Genomic DNA, 15,211 nt, shown 5'->3' on the forward strand with positions numbered 1-15,211 from the left:
GGCGGTCGTGGTCCGCGTGACCGCGATGACCGTGACCGGCGTTCCTTTGGCCGGGACGAGCGGGATCGTGGTGGTTTCCGTGGCCGGGACGAGCGGGATGACCGGCGCGGAGGCGGCAGGGACGACCGCGATGGCCGTGGCCGTGGCCACGGTCGCGACGACCGGAGTTCCCGCCCGGCTGAGCGGCGCGGACCGGACCAGGAGCGCCGGAGTCCGGCGCAGGGCATCCGCAACGAGTCCCAGTTGTCGAAGGCGGCGCGCGAGCGGCTCAACGCCCTGCGTGCCGACTACGACCCCCGGGACGAGGACCGCCACACCGGCGAGGACCGCGACTCCTACACCGACGTGCCCGGCGGGATCCGCCTCCAAAAGGCCCTGGCCGCGGCCGGAGTCGCCAGTCGGCGCGCCAGCGAGGAGATGATCGCCGCCGGACGGGTGAGCGTGGACGGGCAGACCGTGCGCCGCTTCGGCGCGCGTGTGGACCCGGAGACCTCCGAGATCCGCGTCGACGGCATGCGCGTGGTCACGGCCCCCGACAAGCTGTACTTCGCGCTCAACAAGCCGCGCGGGGTCGTCAGCACCATGTGGGACCCCGAGGGCCGCCCGACCCTGGCCGACTACACCGGCCAGACCGAGGAGCGCATCTTCCACGTGGGCAGGCTGGACACCGAGACCGAGGGCCTCATCCTGCTGACCAACGACGGGGACCTGGCCAACCGGCTGACCCACCCGCGCTACAAGGTCGTCAAGACCTACGTCGCCAAGGTGCCGGGCCCGGTGCCCCACGGCGTGGCGCGCGAGATCCGCAAGGGCGTCGAACTGGACGACGGCCCGGTCGAGGTCGACTCCTTCCGGGTCGTCGACAACGACGCCCCCAAGGCGATGGTGGAGATCCGCCTGCACGAGGGGCGCAAGCACATCGTGCGCCGCCTGATGGAGGCCGTCGGCCACCCCGTCTCCGATCTTGCGCGAACCCAGGTCGGGCCGATCGATCTGAACGCTCTCAAACTGGGCACGATGCGGACGCTGACCTCGCGTGAGGTCAGCGAGCTCTACGAGGCAGCCGGGCTCTGACCGGCGCGTCCTGTGGATACAGTTGACGGCGGTCTCCGGCCTCCGCCCACGCGGCGGGCTGGGGCCGCCGTCCCCTCTTTCCCGGGGCGGCGCGGATCGACGACGAGACGGGAACCAACGTGACGGTACGGGCCATCCGCGGTGCGGTGCAGGTCGACGCGGACGAACGTGAGCAGGTGCTGGAGGCCACGGCGGAACTGGTCTCCGAGGTGATGGGGCGCAACGGGCTGGAGCCCGACGACGTCATCAGCGTGCTGTTCACCTCCACCCCGGATCTGACGTGCGAGTTCCCCGCGCTGGCCGCGCGCAGGATCGGGTTCGCCGACGTCCCTCTGATGTGCGCCACCGAGATCGCTGTTCCGCACGCCTTGCCCCGCGTGGTCAGGCTCATGGCCCACGTGGAGACCGGCCTGTCGCGTGCGCAGGTCCAGCACGTGTACCTGCGGGGCGCTCAGGCCCTGCGCTTGGACATCGCGCAGTAGGGGCGACGGGCGTAGGCTGAGATACCCGTGGGACACAAGGGGACAGGGAGAACCGTGGGCGAGGGCGCGGACAGGGGCGGGGACTCCGGGGGGGAGTCGGCGGTGCGCCGTGTCACCGTGATCGGCACCGGGCTCATCGGAACCTCCATCGCCTTGGCCCTGCGCGCCCGCGACGTGGACGTCGCCCTGTCCGACCCCGACGCCGATTCCCTGCGCCTGGCCTGTGACCTGGGTGCCGGTCGGCCCCTGTCGGAGACCGACGGGCGGCCCGCCGACGTCGCGGTGGTCGCCGCTCCCCCCGCCGCCATCCCCGCGGTCCTGCGCCGGGCCCAGGACCGCGGCCTGGCACACGTGTACACCGATGCCGCCAGCGTCAAGGCCAGCGTGCTCGCCGAGGCCGAGCGGCTGGGCTGCGACACGGCCGCCTTCGTTCCGGGGCACCCCATGGCGGGCCGGGAGAAGCACGGTCCCGGGGCGGCCCGCGCCGACCTGTTCCTGGGGCGTTCCTGGGCGCTGTGCCCCACAGGCAAGGCCGGTCCCGAGACGGTCGCGGCCGTCGCCGAACTCGCCCGGATGTGCGGGGCGACGCCGCGCGTCGTGGACGCGGCGGCCCACGACCGGGCCGTCGCGCTGATCTCCCACGCCCCGCACGTCGCCGCCTCGGCCGTGGCCGCCCGCCTGGTCGACGGGGACGACACCGCCCTCGCCCTGGCGGGCCAGGGTGTGCGCGACGTCACCCGGGTGGCCGCGGGGGACCCGGCCATGTGGATGGAGATCCTCACGCACAACGCCGCGCCGGTCGCCGAGGTCCTCGCCGCGATCTCCGACGACCTGGCGGCCGCCGCGGGCGCCCTGGGCGCCCTGGGCCGGGGCGGGAACGCCGGCCCCGTCTCCGCGCCGGTGCGCGACCTGCTCACCCGGGGGCGCACCGGGCAGGGCCGCCTGCCGGGAAAGCACGGCGTGGTGCGGCGCCCCGGCTATACCGTCGTGCCCGTGGTGATCCCGGACGAGCCGGGCGCCCTGGGCCGCCTGTTCGCCTCGGCCTCCGAAGCCGGGGTCAACATCGAGGACGTGCGGATCGAGCACACGCCGGGGCTGCCCCTGGGCATCGCCCAGTTGTCCGTGTTGCCCTCGGCCGTGGAGACACTCTCCGAGGCGCTGGCGGGGCAGGGCTGGTCGGTGCACCACCCCGAGGCGTGATCGGCGGGGCCGAGCACGTCGGCTCCCGGGTACTCTGGTTCGTTGGTGGAAGCGAACAGTCGGGAGTGCAAGGCAGTGAGTGCGCAGGGTGGCACCGAGGGCGTCGTCATCGCGATCGACGGACCCTCAGGGTCGGGCAAGTCCAGCACGGCCAAGGGTGTGGCCAAGGTGCGTGAGCTGCGCTACCTCGACACCGGAGCCATGTACCGGGCGCTGACCTGGTGGATGCTGGAGCACGGGGTGGACACCGGTGACGCCGCCGCCGTGGCGGCCGCGGTCGCCCGACCGGTGATCGAGATGGGCACCGACCCGTCGGCGCCCGCCGTGGCCGTGGACGGCCGCGACGTGGCCGCCGCGATCCGCGGCCAGGAGGTCACCACCCACGTCTCGGCCGTGTCCGCGGTCCCCGAGGCGCGTGAGTTGCTGGTGGGCGCGCAGCGGCGGATCATCGCCGACGCGCGGGCGCACAGCGCCGGTATCGTCGTGGAGGGCCGCGACATCACCACGGTGGTCGCCCCGGACGCGCCGGTCAAGCTGTACATGACCGCCAGCGCCGAGGCGCGGGCCCAGCGGCGCAGCAAGGAGGTCCGCGTCAGCGACGTCGCCGCCACCCGGGCCGACCTGGCGCGGCGGGACAAACTGGACTCCAGCCGGGCGCACTCGCCCCTGACACGCACCGACGAGGCCACCGAACTCGACACCACGGGGCTCACCCTGGACGAGGTCGTGGCCCTGGTGGTCAAGCTGGCCGACGAGGCACGCGGCCAGTAGCCCCGGCGGCTCGGCCGCCGGGCGGAGAGCGGCCGCGGGTGGTGCCCGCGGACCCGAGGGTGCCGACAGCACCCGAACCGCCCCGGGCCGACACCCCTCCGGGGGTGCGGGGGCGGACCGACACATCCCCACGGCACGCATCCTGGGCGCGTGGGGGCCTAGTACCGGGAGTTTGAGCACATGAGCGAATTCGACGTTTCCGACGTCGGCTACGACGGCACTGAGGACGGGGCTTCGGGGCCCCTGCCAGTGGTGGCCGTGGTCGGCCGCCCCAACGTGGGCAAGTCCAGCCTCGTCAACCGTATTCTCGGCCGCCGCGAGGCCGTGGTGGAGGACGTGCCGGGTGTGACCCGAGACCGCGTCGCCTACGACGCCGAGTGGCAGGGCGACAAGTTCACCCTGGTCGACACCGGCGGATGGGAGACGAGTGTGAGCGGCCTGGCCGCCATGGTCGCCCGGCAGGCGGAGTACGCGGCGCAGACCGCCGACGTCATCCTGTTCGTGGTGGACGCGACCGTGGGCATCGCCGACGCCGACGCGGCCGTCACCCGGGTCCTGCGCGGCACCAGGCGGCCGGTGGTGCTGGCGGCCAACAAGGTCGACGGCGAGATGCAGGAGGCCGACGCGCTGGCCCTGTGGAACCTGGGGATGGGTGAGCCCTACCCCATCAGCGCCCTGCACGGGCGCGGTACCGGCGATCTGCTGGACGCCGTCGTGGCGGCCTTCCCCGACCGCCCCGAGGGCGACGCCGGAGAGGACGGGGAGGGGGGGCCGCGTCGGATCGCCCTGCTGGGTCGGCCCAACGTGGGCAAGTCCAGCCTGCTCAACCGCCTGGCCGACGAGGACCGGGTGGTCGTGGACTCGGTGGCGGGCACCACGCGCGACGCGGTCGACGAACTCATCGAGCTCGGCGGGCAGACCTGGAAGTTCATCGACACCGCAGGTATCCGCCGCCGGTACCGCGCGCTTCAGGGCGCCGACTACTACGCGACCATGCGCACCGGCACCGCGCTGGAGCGGGCCGAGGTGGCGGTGGTCCTGGTGGATGTCAGTGAGCCGCTCGCCGAGCAGGACATCCGTGTCGTGGAGCAGGTCGTGGAGGCCGGGCGCGGCCTGGTGCTGGCCTTCAACAAGTGGGACGTGCTCGACGACGAGCGCCGGATCTACCTGGAGAAGGAGATTGACCGCCAGTTGTCCCGGGTCTTTTGGGCGCCGCGGGTGAACATCTCCGCCAAGACCGGGCGCCACGTGGAGCGGCTCGTCCCGGCGATCGAGACCGCGCTGGGCGGCTGGGAGCAGCGCATCCCGACGGGGCAGCTCAACAACTGGCTCAAGGAGCTGGTGGCGGCCACACCGCCGCCGGTGCGCGGCGGCAAGCAGCCCAAGATCCTGTTCGCCACCCAGGCCGGTGCGCGCCCGCCGCACTTCATCCTGTTCACCACAGGGTTCCTGGAGGAGAACTACCGCCGCTTCATCGAGCGGCGCCTGCGCGAGGACTTCGGCTTCCAGGGGTCGCCGGTGCACATCAGTATGCGCATCCGTGAGAAGAGGAACGGTGTGCCGGGCCGTGCCTCCAAGGGCAGTCAGCGTCCGGACCGCAAGCCGCGCGCCCGCCGCTGACACCGGTGCCTGGGCCGCAGGGTGCGAGCACCGGGGCGCTAGGGGAGGAGAGCCGTGCACAGGGTGCTGGTCAGTTCGTGCCTGATAGGGCACAGGGTCCGCTATGACGGCCGTGCCAAGACCGTCTCCGACACCGTCCTCCGCAGATGGCGGGGGGAGGGGCGCCTCGTCCCGCACTGCCCCGAGGTCGCCGGCGGGCTGCCCGTGCCGCGCCCGCCCGCCGAGATCGAACCCGGCGCGTGCGCCGAGGACGTCCTCGCGGGGCGCGCACGGATCCTCACCCCCGACGGGGACGACGTCACCGCCTGCTTTGTCGCCGGAGCCCGCTCCGCCCTGGCCACCGCGCGCGAACGCGGTGTGGCGGTGGCGCTGCTCAAGCAGGCGAGCCCGTCGTGCGGCTCCCGCGAGGTCTACGACGGCACCTTCACCGGAGCCAAGGTCCCGGGGGAGGGGGTTACCGCGCACCTGTTGGCCGGGCACGGGATCGCGGTGTTCGGCGAGGAGGAGATCGACCGCGCCGACCGGTACCTGCGCGGCCTGGAGCGCGGCTGAGGGCCGCGCGCGGACCGCTGCCGTGGTGCGAGCGGACCGGGAAGTGCGGTAGGGTTTCACCCGTCGACGGCGTGGAACCGCGTCGGCGCACGGGACGTAGCGCAGTTTGGCAGCGCACTTGACTGGGGGTCAAGGGGTCGTGGGTTCAAATCCCGCCGTCCCGACGCAGGAGCGATCGTTCGCGAGAGGGTCCCACCGCCGGGTGGGGCCCTCTCCGCGTTTCAGGGCGGACTCCCGGTCCGCGTGTCCCGGCTTGCGGCTCAGGGGGAGGGCTCGGTGCGGCGGGCCGGGCCGGTACCGGCCCGAGGAGGTCGGCCCGGCCGACACGCGCCGGTGGAGCACCTCGGCGCTGCCCGCCGCCACCGGATCCGACCGAGGGGACGGCCACCGGTTCGTGGACCCGTGGTGAGCGCGGCGGGTTCAGCCGCGGCGGTAGCCCACCATGCGCAGGGCGAGGTCGGCGTAGAAGTCGGCGATCCCCTCGGGGGACCACGACCCGCCGTCGCGGTACCAGCGGGAGATGTCGATGCTCAGGGACAGCAGGGCCACGGAGGCCATGTGCGGGTCGGGCGTGTCGAAGGCCCCCTCGGCGACTCCCTGCTCCACCAGATGGCGGATCTCCGCGTCGATCCGCCTGCGCACGTCCAAGACCTCGGCGAGGTGCTCGTCGCTGAGCGAGGTCAGTTCGTAGTTGACCACCCGCGAACCGGTGTGCGCCCGCGCGTGGTGGACGACCAGGGCGCGGACGACGGCGGCCAGACGCGCGCCGGAGCCCTCAGCCGAGGCGATGGTGGTGCGGACCGTGTCGAGGACCTGTTCGTGCCCGCCCTTGGAGATCAGGTAGAGCAGTTCCTCCTTGGACTTGTGGTGCACGTACAGTGCGGCCGGGCTCATCCCGGCCGCGGAGGCGATGTCACGGGTGGTGGTGCCGTGGAACCCGTGGTCGGAGAAGGCGGTGAGGGCGGCGCTGAAGAGTCGCGCGCGCGTCTGTTCGGCACGGGAGTACTCCTCGGTGTTGGTCATGTGGGGCCCTCCGTCGTCTCGGGGTCGTCGGTCTCCCGGCCGGTGGGAGCAGGTTAATCGGTGGGGTCGGGGGTTGACACCCGGATCGGCTCTGGCACAGTCTGGTTCAGGCCCCCTGGCTAAGCAACTGCTTAGTATGGACGAAAGGACCCCGATGCCGGAAGCCGTGATCGTTGCTGCCGCCCGTTCCCCGATCGGACGCGCCTACAAGGGCTCGCTCAAGGACCTGCGGCCCGACGACCTGGCCGCGCAGGTGCTGCGTGCGGCCCTGGACCAGGTACCGGAGCTGGACCCGGCCGAGATCGAGGACCTGCTCATGGGCTGCGGCCAGCCCGCCGGTGAGGCCGGGTTCAACATCGCCCGCGCCGTGGCGGTGCTGGCCGGGTTCGACCACATGCCCGGCACCACCGTCAACCGGTACTGCTCCTCCAGCCTGCAGACCACCCGCATGGCCCTGCACGCCATCAAGGCCGGGGAGGGCGAGGTGTTCGTCTCCGCCGGCGTGGAGACCGTGAGCCGCTACGCCCGCGGCAGCGCCGACGGCTGGCCCGACACCCGCAATCCCGCCTTCGCCCAGGCGCAGGACCGCAGCGCGGCCTTCGCCGAGGGCGGCCGCACCTGGACCGACCCGCGCGAGTCCGGGAACCTGCCCGATGCCTACATCGCCATGGGCCAGACGGCGGAGAACGTCGCCCAGCTCACCGGCACCACCCGCGCCGACCAGGACGCGTTCGGCGTGCGCTCGCAGAACCTGGCGGAGAAGGCCATCGCCAACGGCTTCTGGGGGCGCGACACCACCCCCGTCACGCTGCCCGACGGCATCGTGGTGAGCGCCGACGACGGCCCCCGCCCCGGCACCACCCTGGAGAAGGTCGCCCAGCTCAAGCCGGTCTTCCGCCCAGACGGCACCGTCACCGCGGGCAACGCCTGCCCCCTCAACGACGGCGCCGCCGCGCTGATCGTCATGAGCGACACCAAGGCGCAGCGGCTCGGCCTGACCCCGCTGGCGCGCATCGTCTCCACCGGGGTGAGCGCCCTGAGCCCGGAGATCATGGGCCTGGGCCCGGTCGAGGCGTCCAGGCGGGCCCTGGCCCGCGCCAACATGTCCATCGGCGACATCGACCTGGTGGAGATCAACGAGGCCTTCGCTGCACAGGTGGTGCCCTCGGCCCGCCAGCTGGGCATCGATGAGGACAGGCTGAACGTCAACGGCGGTGCGATCGCGGTCGGCCACCCCTTCGGGATGACCGGCGCGCGCATCACCACCACGCTGATCAACTCGCTGCGCTTCCACGACAAGCAGTTCGGTCTGGAGACGATGTGCGTGGGCGGCGGCCAGGGCATGGCCATGGTCATCGAGCGCCTCTCCTGAACAGGAGGGCGACGAGCCCCAGCCCCCGCAGGAACGACCGGTCGACACACCCAAGGAGAGGACCGCATGAAGGCCTGGCAGGTAGCGGAGCTCGGCGAGCCCCGCGACGTACTCACGCTTGTCGACGTCACCGACCCCGAGCCGGGGCCGGGACAGCTCGTGGCCAAGGTGTTGGCCAGCCCCGCCAACTTTCCCGACGTTCTCATGTGCCGCGGGATATACCAGGTCAAGCCGGAGCTGCCGTTCACCCCCGGGGTGGAGCTGTGCGGCGAGGTGGTCGCCCTCGGCGAGGGTGTCACCGGCTTCTCCGTCGGCGACCGGGTCCTGGGCGGTGCCGTGCTGCCCTACGGCGGGTTCGGTGAGCTCGCGCTCATGGAGTCCGACAAGACCTTCCCCGCGCCCGCCTCACTCGACGACGCCGAGGCCGCCTCGCTCTACATCGGCTACCAGACCGGCTGGTTCGGTCTGCACCGCCGTGCGGGGCTGCGCTCGGGCGAGACGCTGCTCGTCCACGCCGCGGCCGGAGGCGTCGGCAGCGCCGCCGTCCAGCTCGGCAAGGCCGCAGGGGCGAAGGTCATCGGCGTCGCGGGCGGCCCGGACAAGGCCGAGGTCGCCCGCACGCTCGGCGCCGACGTGGTGGTGGACCGCCACAAGGAGGACTTCGTCCAGGTGGTCAAGGCCGAGACCGGGGGTCGGGGCGCCGACGTCGTCTACGACCCGGTCGGTGGCGACACCTACAAGCGCTCCACCAAGTGCATCGCCTTCGAGGGGCGGATCCTCATCGTCGGCTTCGCCGCCGGCGAGATCCAGGCCGCCAAGCTCAACCACGCCCTGGTCAAGAACTACTCCATCGTGGGCCTGCACTGGGGCCTGTACAACACCTACGATCCTGAGGCCGTGTCCGGGTGCCACCGCGACCTGAGCGCGATGGCCGACCACGGCGAGGTCAAGCCGCTGATCAGCGAGCGCCTGCCGCTGGCCAACGTCGCCGACGGGGTGCAGCGCCTGGCCGACGGCACCACCGTCGGGCGGGTGGTCTACCAGGCGGGATGAGCCGTGGCCCCGCCGGGTCCGCGACGTGTGTCGGCCGCGCTTTCCCGGGGCGCGGTCGACGTGTTGCGGGGGCCGCGCCTCTTCGCGGGCGTGGGCCCTCACCCGGTGCTCGGCGGACTCGGTCCGCTTCCTCTGGAGCTTGGCGCGGGGCGGACTGAGGCTTGCGGTGCCGGTCGAGGCCGCGTCCGGGCGCCGGTGGAGCGCAGCGGCCAGAGCGGCCGTGTCCGCCTGCCCGTGCACGGCCCGTCCGAGGCCGCCCTCTCCCGGCTGGCGGGCGGCCTCGGGGGAGTCTGCGCCCGCAGACTCCGCCAGGAGTTCCCCAGCCGCCTCCGCACGTACCTGGGGGCGACCGCTTCGGGCCCCTCCTGCTTCGCCGCCTCCTGAGGCGGCGCACCGTTCGCGATCATCGAGGAGTACATCACCGACCGGTGCCGCCCCGGCTGGGGCCGACAGCGCGGTCCCGCACTCCAGTGCGGGCCGCTCCTGCGGGAGGGATCGCTCGAACATGCTGAATTCGTCCGTGTCGTCCCCGGCCTTGGACGATGCGGTCGCTCCCAGTGAGCAAATCCCTGGAATTAGGCGTTCCCACGCAAAATCTCGTATTGTCTTCTCTGTAACCGTCGCCCCACGGGCACCGTTCCCAGGGCGCCGTGCGCCGAGCGAGCCGGTTCCGGGCCACAGGCCCCCTCGCATAGCACGGACTCGCTCCCGGCATGTTCTATGGAGCTGGCATACATGACTCGTACCTTCGGACCCTCCTTCGGTGCGCCCGTACCGCGCAGCCGGAAGCGGGCCCGACTCGGCGCGCTCGCCCTGTGCGCGGCCCTGCTCGGCACCCTCCCCCAAGCCGCCCAGGCCGAACCCGGGGACGGCGAGGAGGAAGAGGTCGACATCGAGGAGCTCCGGGCGCGGGCCGAGGAGCTGGAGGAGACCTACGACGGTGAGCTGCTCCAGTTCACCGAGATCTCCGACCGCGCGGAGGCCGCCCAGGAGGATCTCGCCGAGGTCGAGGAGGAACTGGACGGGGTCCGGCCCTCCGTCGCGCGGATCGCGCACAGCCAGTACACCAGCAGCGGGGTGGACCCGACCCTGGAGATCGTGTTCAGCAGCGAGCCCGGCAGGCTGGTCGAGGACGCCTCCACCGCGCAGAAGGTGACCGCCAGCCAGGCCGAGCGGATCGCCGACCTCGTCCAGCTCCAGGAGGAGCGCGCGGTCATCGCCGAGGAGGCAGAGCAGGAGCTCACCGAGGCCGAGGCGCTCATCGAGACCCTGGAAGAGGAGCGGGACGAGGTCGAGGACCGGATCGAGGAGTGGGAGCTCGCCCAGGTGCCCCAACCCGCGCCCGCGGGCAGCATCCCCGCCAGCAAGCAGGGCTGGGGGTTCTACGGCGCCACCAACACCATGGCTGCCATCCGCGACGCGGTCATCCTCGACGTGGGCGTCCCCTACGAGGTCGGCTGCGCACGCAACAGCGCCGACGACCACGGGGTGGGCAAGGCCTGCGACTTCATGACCGCGCCTATCGGCTCCTACTCCAGCGGGTCGGGTGAGGCCTCGGGGGACGCGATCGCGCAGTGGGCGATCGACAACGCCGACCGCTACAACGTCAAGTACATCATCTGGAAGCAGCGGATCTGGCACTCCACCAACCGCCAATGGGTGTACATGAACGACCGGGGCAGCGTCACCGAGAACCACTACGACCACGTCCACATCAGCTCGTACTGATAGGGAGACGAATCCCGTCTGTTGCGGGATTCGCCGCCTCAGCGCAGGCGCAGCGCTCGCAGGACGGTGTCGTGGACGTGGTGCGTGCCCGGTGGCGCGGGAGCGGTGCGCGGACGGGCCCCGTCGGCGAGCACCTCCCAGCCCCCGTCCAGGAGCCCGGCGACGTCGGCCGGGTGGCAGTAGTCGTTTGGGTCGAAGTCGCGTTCGTGCCCCGGCGGCAGGTCGGAGACCTCGGTGACCAGGACCCCGTTCGGGTTGCCGCTGAACAGCCGCTCGCTGCCGCTGCATCTCTCGTCCCAGATCCGGGCGTCGTCCATCGTCGCCTTCCTTCGCTCGTGCTCGCGGACCAATCTGTCCCGCCTCGGCCGGGGCGGCAACGTTCCTTGCCGAAGCCGCAAAGCCGCGGTGCCCCTCCGGGGCGGGTGTGGCGTCCCTGAGCACGGGTAACCCCTGGACAAGGGTGCACGCGGACGACCTCCGGAGGGGGCGACTCGCCATGGCTGGATACGGGGTGGCCGTGGAGACGGCGGGCGTGTCACTGGAGGGCGATCTGGTGCTGCCCCCCGACCCCGTGGGGGTGGTGGCCTTCGCCCACGGCAGCGGGAGTTCGCGCCGCAGCCCCAGGAACCGGAGGGTCGCGTCCGTGCTGGAGGGCCGGGGGTTCGCGACCCTGCTGTTCGACCTGTTGACCACGGGCGAGGAGGAGATCGACCGGGTCACCGCGCAGCACAGGTTCGACATCGGCCTGCTGACGCGGCGCCTGTCCGGAGCCCTCCTGTGGATCACCGCGTACCGTGGGACGCGGGGACTGCCGGTCGGTCTGTTCGGCGCGAGCACGGGGGCCGCCGCCGCACTGCGTTCGGCGGCCGACCTGCCTGAGAGCGTCGGTTCGGTGGTCTCGCGGGGCGGGCGCCCCGACCTGGCCGGGGCGGCGCTGCCGCGCGTCCGCGCGCCGGTGCTGCTGGTCGTCGGGGGAGCCGACCGACGGGTGCTGGCCCTCAACGAGACCGCCGCCCAGCGGCTGGCCGGAGAGCACCGGGTGCACGTCGTGCCGGGGGCGACCCACCTGTTCGAGGAGCCCGGAGCGCTGGATGAGGTGTCCGAGGCCACCGCGGACTGGTTCTCGCGGACGCTGGGGACCCGGCAGTCGGCTTGAGGCCCGGTTCGAGCGCGCCTGCGGATGCGATAAGGTTTCACCTGTTGGCGGCGCGCTCGCGCGTCGGTGCACGGGACGTAGCGCAGTTTGGCAGCGCACTTGACTGGGGGTCAAGGGGTCGTGGGTTCAAATCCCGCCGTCCCGACAGAGAAGTGGCAGGTCGCCGAGGGGTCCACCATCGAGTGGGCCCCTTTGTGCGTTCCAGGTGGGGGTGAACCGGGGCGTGTGGGCCGTTGGCCCACGTCGTTGAGGAGGCCGTTCCTGGCCTTGGCCGCGGAGCGGCGAACCGGCCCCAGCTGGCGGCGGTAGACGCGTTCGGCGGTGCCGGGCCGTCGTGCCCCACGAGCTGCGAGATCTCCCCGATGCTCACGCCGCGGTCCGACAACAGCGACACGAACATGTGCCGCAACTCGCGTGCGGTCCAGTCCTCGCCGTTGAGTCCTGTGGCGCGAGTGTGATGGGGGCTCTCAACCCTGGACGGGGGAGAGGCGTGCCAGCACCGAGGAAGTGCCCCGACGGGCTGGGCGAACGCGCGATCCGGACGGCTGTGGACGCCCCCGGACCCCGGCCACGCGCCCGGGAGTGATCGCCCGGATCGGCGGCCGGCTCGGCGTCAGCCGCGAGAGCCTGCGCAACTGGGGGAGCCGGGCCGAGACCGATGCCGGGGACCGGGTGGGAACCGCCACCGCCGACCAGGTCCGGCGCATCACCGAACTCGAAGGCGAGAACCGTGAGCGCAGGCGGGCCAGCGCGATCCTCAAGTCCGCGTCGGCTTTCTCCGCGCCAGTGCTCCTGTGTGCCATGGCCTTCAAAGAGAGCAGTGGTCTTCGTGATGGGACACCAATAAAGCCTTGTCATGACATGGGGGGATGCTTCCTGTATTTCGGTTTTCTGTGCCTCTGGCGGGACGGCTGGAGGCTTCGTTCCATGCATATGTCATGACATGATCCACCACTCAGGGCAGTGCCCAGCAGGGACTTTGGGGTCAGGTTTTGAGGTTTATGGGGCTGATGGACTTCCCGGGGCGGAAGTGATTTCGATCTGGCCGTGTTCAAATATGGCCCATTGCTTATGGGGGTTGTATTCCTTGCCTGCTCTTGTGGATTCTTGCTGACGATCGCATAATTTCGTTCTGAATCTGGTGAAACGGTAGCGTGTCAGGAGATTCTTTGTCTGAGCTGGAAGCGACCCTGCGACGTCTTGTTGATTCGTCGTCCGTGGCAGTGGCTTCAGGGGACCGCCTCGCCGGAAAGGTCACAGCGGCGATCGCCCGGGACGACGAGCGCCACAAGGAAAAGCAACAGGAACCGCCGCGTCGGAAACCACGACTCGCCCCTCTTCCCGGGATGAGGAGGGCATCCGTCGGTGCGGCTCCCCTGAGCGTTCTCCATGCTCTGGGAAGGGCGATCTCCCTGGACAGGCAGGGATCGGCCCGAGGACTCGCCGAGCACTGGGGCTGCCTGAAGTACGCGCTGGCACTGGACGGGGGCCAGAAGCAGGACCACATGACCCTGTCAGCGGAGGGGCGGTCCACCCGGCGCCAGCACAAGACAGTCCAGGCCCACGAACTCGGCGTCGGTTTCGGGGTCGCGGCTGTCGAGCACATCCTCCGGGAGCGCTATCGAGACCATCGCGTCTCCATCGTCCCCGCGGAAGTCGCCCTGCGTGCAGGATGGCCGCTGACGGGTCTGCGGTACCGTCCCCGTTTCTTCGCCGAGGTGTGGCGGTCGGGGGAGCGGGCCAAGGTCTTCCCCGTCGTCTGCAAGGGGCACCACGGTCGTCAGAGTTCTTCGTATCCGCAACTGGCCTCAGCTTCGGCCCATGTGGAGGCGGTGCACATCGGCCCGTGGAACGAGACTCCAGCCCTGGTTCTGAGCACGGAACTGAGCATGAAGGGGTCGATCGTCGTGCACGCGCTTGCCGCAGACGGCGACGGGGGAGTCCTCCCGGCAGGGGAGGAGGAGTTGAACTCCTCGTCGCGCGACCTCTCCATGCCCCCTCAGATCACCACACCTGCCGAGCGCGGTGCCCGCGAGGAAGGCCTGCCCGGCTTTCACGTGCTCCCCCGGCACACCGGGTGGTTCCGGACGCTTCTCGCCCGTACGGACGCTGCCGGACTGGTGGCTTTCACCGGTGACAGCAGTGCTACCGCGCCCCACCTCACCAAGCATCAGGGGCGTGAGTACTACACGCGGCAGTCGCATGCCGCCATCAGTAGTGTCCGAAACATAGAACACACGCTTCTCGATATCCCTTGTGTGGGAACCGAACACGTGTTCCGTCTCCACGGTGAACGCGTCGAGGCCTTCTCCGGACTCGCCGAAGACCTGTTCAACGCCCTCGCACAAGGCCGCGTGGACAGGTACCGACGCGAAGTCGAGGCCCAGTACGCGCGCCATCCCTACGCGCGGTGGGACCGGTCCTGGGAGGGCGCGGTCTCTGTGCGGCCAGACGGGTCCGTGCTGGCGATCCGTCGCCTCAAACCCTAGACGCGCTGTTGGAGAGGCGGACAAACCCGTTGAGGGGCTCTGATAGAGCAGCGCGGGCCCGGCTGTGGCCGGTCTGGCAGGACGGGGCCGTTCCGCAGAGGCGTCTGAGTGTTTTCCGCTCGGGCATTTTGGGCGGTAGGTGTACCAGGGCCGCTCGGTCGGGCCTTGACCGCCCCGCCCGCCGCATGTGGAAGACGAGAGTGCCCTTGGCGGGGCGGAGACGGGGTTGAAGGAGGGGCGCCCACGGGCGCCCCTCCGTGACCGTTACCGTCGTCTGATAGCCGGGGCCCGCGTCCTGACCGGGGGTCTTCGTGTTGCCGGGCGGCCTTCTCCCGACGTCCAGCGGCGTGGTGCAGCTCGACTCGGGGGTCAAGGGGCCGTGGGTTCAGGTCCCGCCGTCCCGACAGAAGGAGGGGGTGGTGTCATACCGTCGTAGCAACATCACAGGTCACAGGGGTTGCTCATGCCAGAACGACGGATGCTCACCCTCGCTGAACGCGAGGAGATCGCGCTCGCCAACGCGCGAGGAGAAGGCGTACGAGCCATCGCCCGGCTGGTCGGCCGGGACCAGTCGGTGATCAGCCGCGAGCTGGCCCGCAACACCAGCAAGCGCGGCTACCGGGCCACCACCGCCCACCAACGCGCCAAGGCCCGCCGGGCCCGCCCCCAACAGCGCTTGATGGACACCGAC

General features: G+C 71.3%; 16 protein-coding genes and 2 tRNA genes. 16 read left to right on the forward strand and 2 right to left on the reverse strand.

Translation table 11 applies throughout. The features are described from left to right. Positions 1 to 243 precede the first annotated feature (243 nt). The 7 genes from B042_RS23555 (at position 244) to B042_RS0116620 (ending at position 5,863) form a co-directional block, all read left to right on the forward strand. Positions 244 to 1,074, forward strand: a complete 831-nt coding sequence (locus B042_RS23555) for a pseudouridine synthase (RefSeq protein WP_369797718.1) — start codon at positions 244 to 246, stop codon at positions 1,072 to 1,074. 119 nt (positions 1,075 to 1,193) lie between these two features. Next, entirely contained in the window at positions 1,194 to 1,556 is a 363-nt protein-coding gene (gene aroH, locus B042_RS0116595) for a chorismate mutase (RefSeq protein WP_028649268.1), read from the forward strand. A 54-nt stretch (positions 1,557 to 1,610) separates the two neighbouring features. Then, positions 1,611 to 2,756 carry a prephenate dehydrogenase gene (locus B042_RS0116600; protein ID WP_028649269.1) on the forward strand — a complete coding sequence of 382 codons (1,146 nt, stop codon included), beginning with the start codon at positions 1,611 to 1,613 and terminating at the stop codon, positions 2,754 to 2,756. 75 nt (positions 2,757 to 2,831) lie between these two features. Next, positions 2,832 to 3,527 carry a (d)CMP kinase gene (gene cmk / locus B042_RS0116605; protein ID WP_028649270.1) on the forward strand — a complete coding sequence of 232 codons (696 nt, stop codon included), beginning with the start codon at positions 2,832 to 2,834 and terminating at the stop codon, positions 3,525 to 3,527. A 180-nt stretch (positions 3,528 to 3,707) separates the two neighbouring features. Continuing rightward, a complete protein-coding gene (gene der / locus B042_RS0116610) occupies positions 3,708 to 5,147 on the forward strand; it encodes a ribosome biogenesis GTPase Der (protein ID WP_028649271.1) in 1,440 nt (479 codons plus the stop codon). A gap of 54 nt (positions 5,148 to 5,201) precedes the next feature. Then, complete coding sequence (locus tag B042_RS0116615) at positions 5,202 to 5,699, forward strand: DUF523 domain-containing protein (protein ID WP_028649272.1); 498 nt, start codon at positions 5,202 to 5,204, stop codon at positions 5,697 to 5,699. A 90-nt stretch (positions 5,700 to 5,789) separates the two neighbouring features. After that, a tRNA-Pro gene (locus B042_RS0116620) sits at positions 5,790 to 5,863 on the forward strand. Between the two features lie 256 nt (positions 5,864 to 6,119). Here the strand turns inward: B042_RS0116620 and B042_RS0116625 are convergent. Continuing rightward, complete coding sequence (locus B042_RS0116625) at positions 6,120 to 6,722, reverse strand: TetR/AcrR family transcriptional regulator (RefSeq protein ID WP_028649273.1); 603 nt, start codon at positions 6,720 to 6,722, stop codon at positions 6,120 to 6,122. 154 nt (positions 6,723 to 6,876) lie between these two features. Here B042_RS0116625 and B042_RS0116630 point away from each other — a divergent pair, with 154 nt between their 5' ends. From B042_RS0116630 to B042_RS0116645, 4 genes are all read left to right on the forward strand, one after another. Further along, positions 6,877 to 8,094, forward strand: a complete 1,218-nt coding sequence (locus B042_RS0116630; protein WP_028649274.1) for an acetyl-CoA C-acetyltransferase — start codon at positions 6,877 to 6,879, stop codon at positions 8,092 to 8,094. A 66-nt stretch (positions 8,095 to 8,160) separates the two neighbouring features. Continuing rightward, entirely contained in the window at positions 8,161 to 9,147 is a 987-nt protein-coding gene (locus B042_RS0116635) for an NADPH:quinone oxidoreductase family protein (RefSeq protein WP_028649275.1), read from the forward strand. A gap of 195 nt (positions 9,148 to 9,342) precedes the next feature. Continuing rightward, positions 9,343 to 9,531 carry a hypothetical protein gene (locus B042_RS25810; protein ID WP_051415755.1) on the forward strand — a complete coding sequence of 63 codons (189 nt, stop codon included), beginning with the start codon at positions 9,343 to 9,345 and terminating at the stop codon, positions 9,529 to 9,531. 351 nt (positions 9,532 to 9,882) lie between these two features. Continuing rightward, on the forward strand, positions 9,883 to 10,875 hold the full coding sequence (locus tag B042_RS0116645) for a hypothetical protein (protein ID WP_028649276.1): 993 nt from the start codon (positions 9,883 to 9,885) through the stop codon (positions 10,873 to 10,875). A 38-nt stretch (positions 10,876 to 10,913) separates the two neighbouring features. Here the strand turns inward: B042_RS0116645 and B042_RS0116650 are convergent, their stop codons facing one another. Next, a complete protein-coding gene (locus B042_RS0116650) occupies positions 10,914 to 11,192 on the reverse strand; it encodes a hypothetical protein (protein ID WP_028649277.1) in 279 nt (92 codons plus the stop codon). Between the two features lie 179 nt (positions 11,193 to 11,371). On the opposite strand from B042_RS0116650, the gene B042_RS0116655 reads away from it, so the two are divergent. The 5 genes from B042_RS0116655 to B042_RS0116675 form a co-directional block, all read left to right on the forward strand. Beyond that, the gene (locus tag B042_RS0116655; protein ID WP_028649278.1) at positions 11,372 to 12,031 is read left to right on the forward strand and encodes a dienelactone hydrolase family protein; all 660 of its coding nucleotides are present in this window, start codon (positions 11,372 to 11,374) and stop codon (positions 12,029 to 12,031) included. A 71-nt stretch (positions 12,032 to 12,102) separates the two neighbouring features. Continuing rightward, positions 12,103 to 12,176: transfer RNA gene (locus tag B042_RS0116660), tRNA-Pro, on the forward strand. Between the two features lie 437 nt (positions 12,177 to 12,613). Next, positions 12,614 to 12,973, forward strand: coding sequence for a hypothetical protein (locus tag B042_RS25190; RefSeq protein WP_081748833.1), 360 nt, complete (start codon positions 12,614 to 12,616; stop codon positions 12,971 to 12,973). Between the two features lie 404 nt (positions 12,974 to 13,377). After that, a complete protein-coding gene (locus B042_RS0116670; RefSeq protein ID WP_197024343.1) occupies positions 13,378 to 14,520 on the forward strand; it encodes a hypothetical protein in 1,143 nt (380 codons plus the stop codon). 463 nt (positions 14,521 to 14,983) lie between these two features. Further along, positions 14,984 to 15,211, forward strand: a 228-nt coding sequence (locus tag B042_RS0116675) for a helix-turn-helix domain-containing protein (RefSeq protein WP_155988858.1), incomplete at its 3' end; no start/stop codon positions are given.

The sequence above is a fragment of the Nocardiopsis sp. CNT312 genome (genome assembly GCF_000515115.1).
In the GTDB taxonomy this organism is placed as follows: Bacteria; Actinomycetota; Actinomycetes; order Streptosporangiales; family Streptosporangiaceae; genus Nocardiopsis.

Coding starts and splice junctions, on each gene's coding strand:
- B042_RS0116625 (WP_028649273.1), bottom strand. CDS start 6,722: ATGACCAACACCGAGGAGTACTCCCGTGCCGAACAGACGCGCGCGCGA.
- der (WP_028649271.1), top strand. CDS start 3,708: ATGAGCGAATTCGACGTTTCCGACGTCGGCTACGACGGCACTGAGGAC.
- B042_RS0116645 (WP_028649276.1), top strand. CDS start 9,883: ATGACTCGTACCTTCGGACCCTCCTTCGGTGCGCCCGTACCGCGCAGC.
- B042_RS0116670 (WP_197024343.1), top strand. CDS start 13,378: ATGAGGAGGGCATCCGTCGGTGCGGCTCCCCTGAGCGTTCTCCATGCT.
- B042_RS0116650 (WP_028649277.1), bottom strand. CDS start 11,192: ATGGACGACGCCCGGATCTGGGACGAGAGATGCAGCGGCAGCGAGCGG.
- B042_RS0116635 (WP_028649275.1), top strand. CDS start 8,161: ATGAAGGCCTGGCAGGTAGCGGAGCTCGGCGAGCCCCGCGACGTACTC.
- B042_RS0116630 (WP_028649274.1), top strand. CDS start 6,877: ATGCCGGAAGCCGTGATCGTTGCTGCCGCCCGTTCCCCGATCGGACGC.
- B042_RS0116655 (WP_028649278.1), top strand. CDS start 11,372: ATGGCTGGATACGGGGTGGCCGTGGAGACGGCGGGCGTGTCACTGGAG.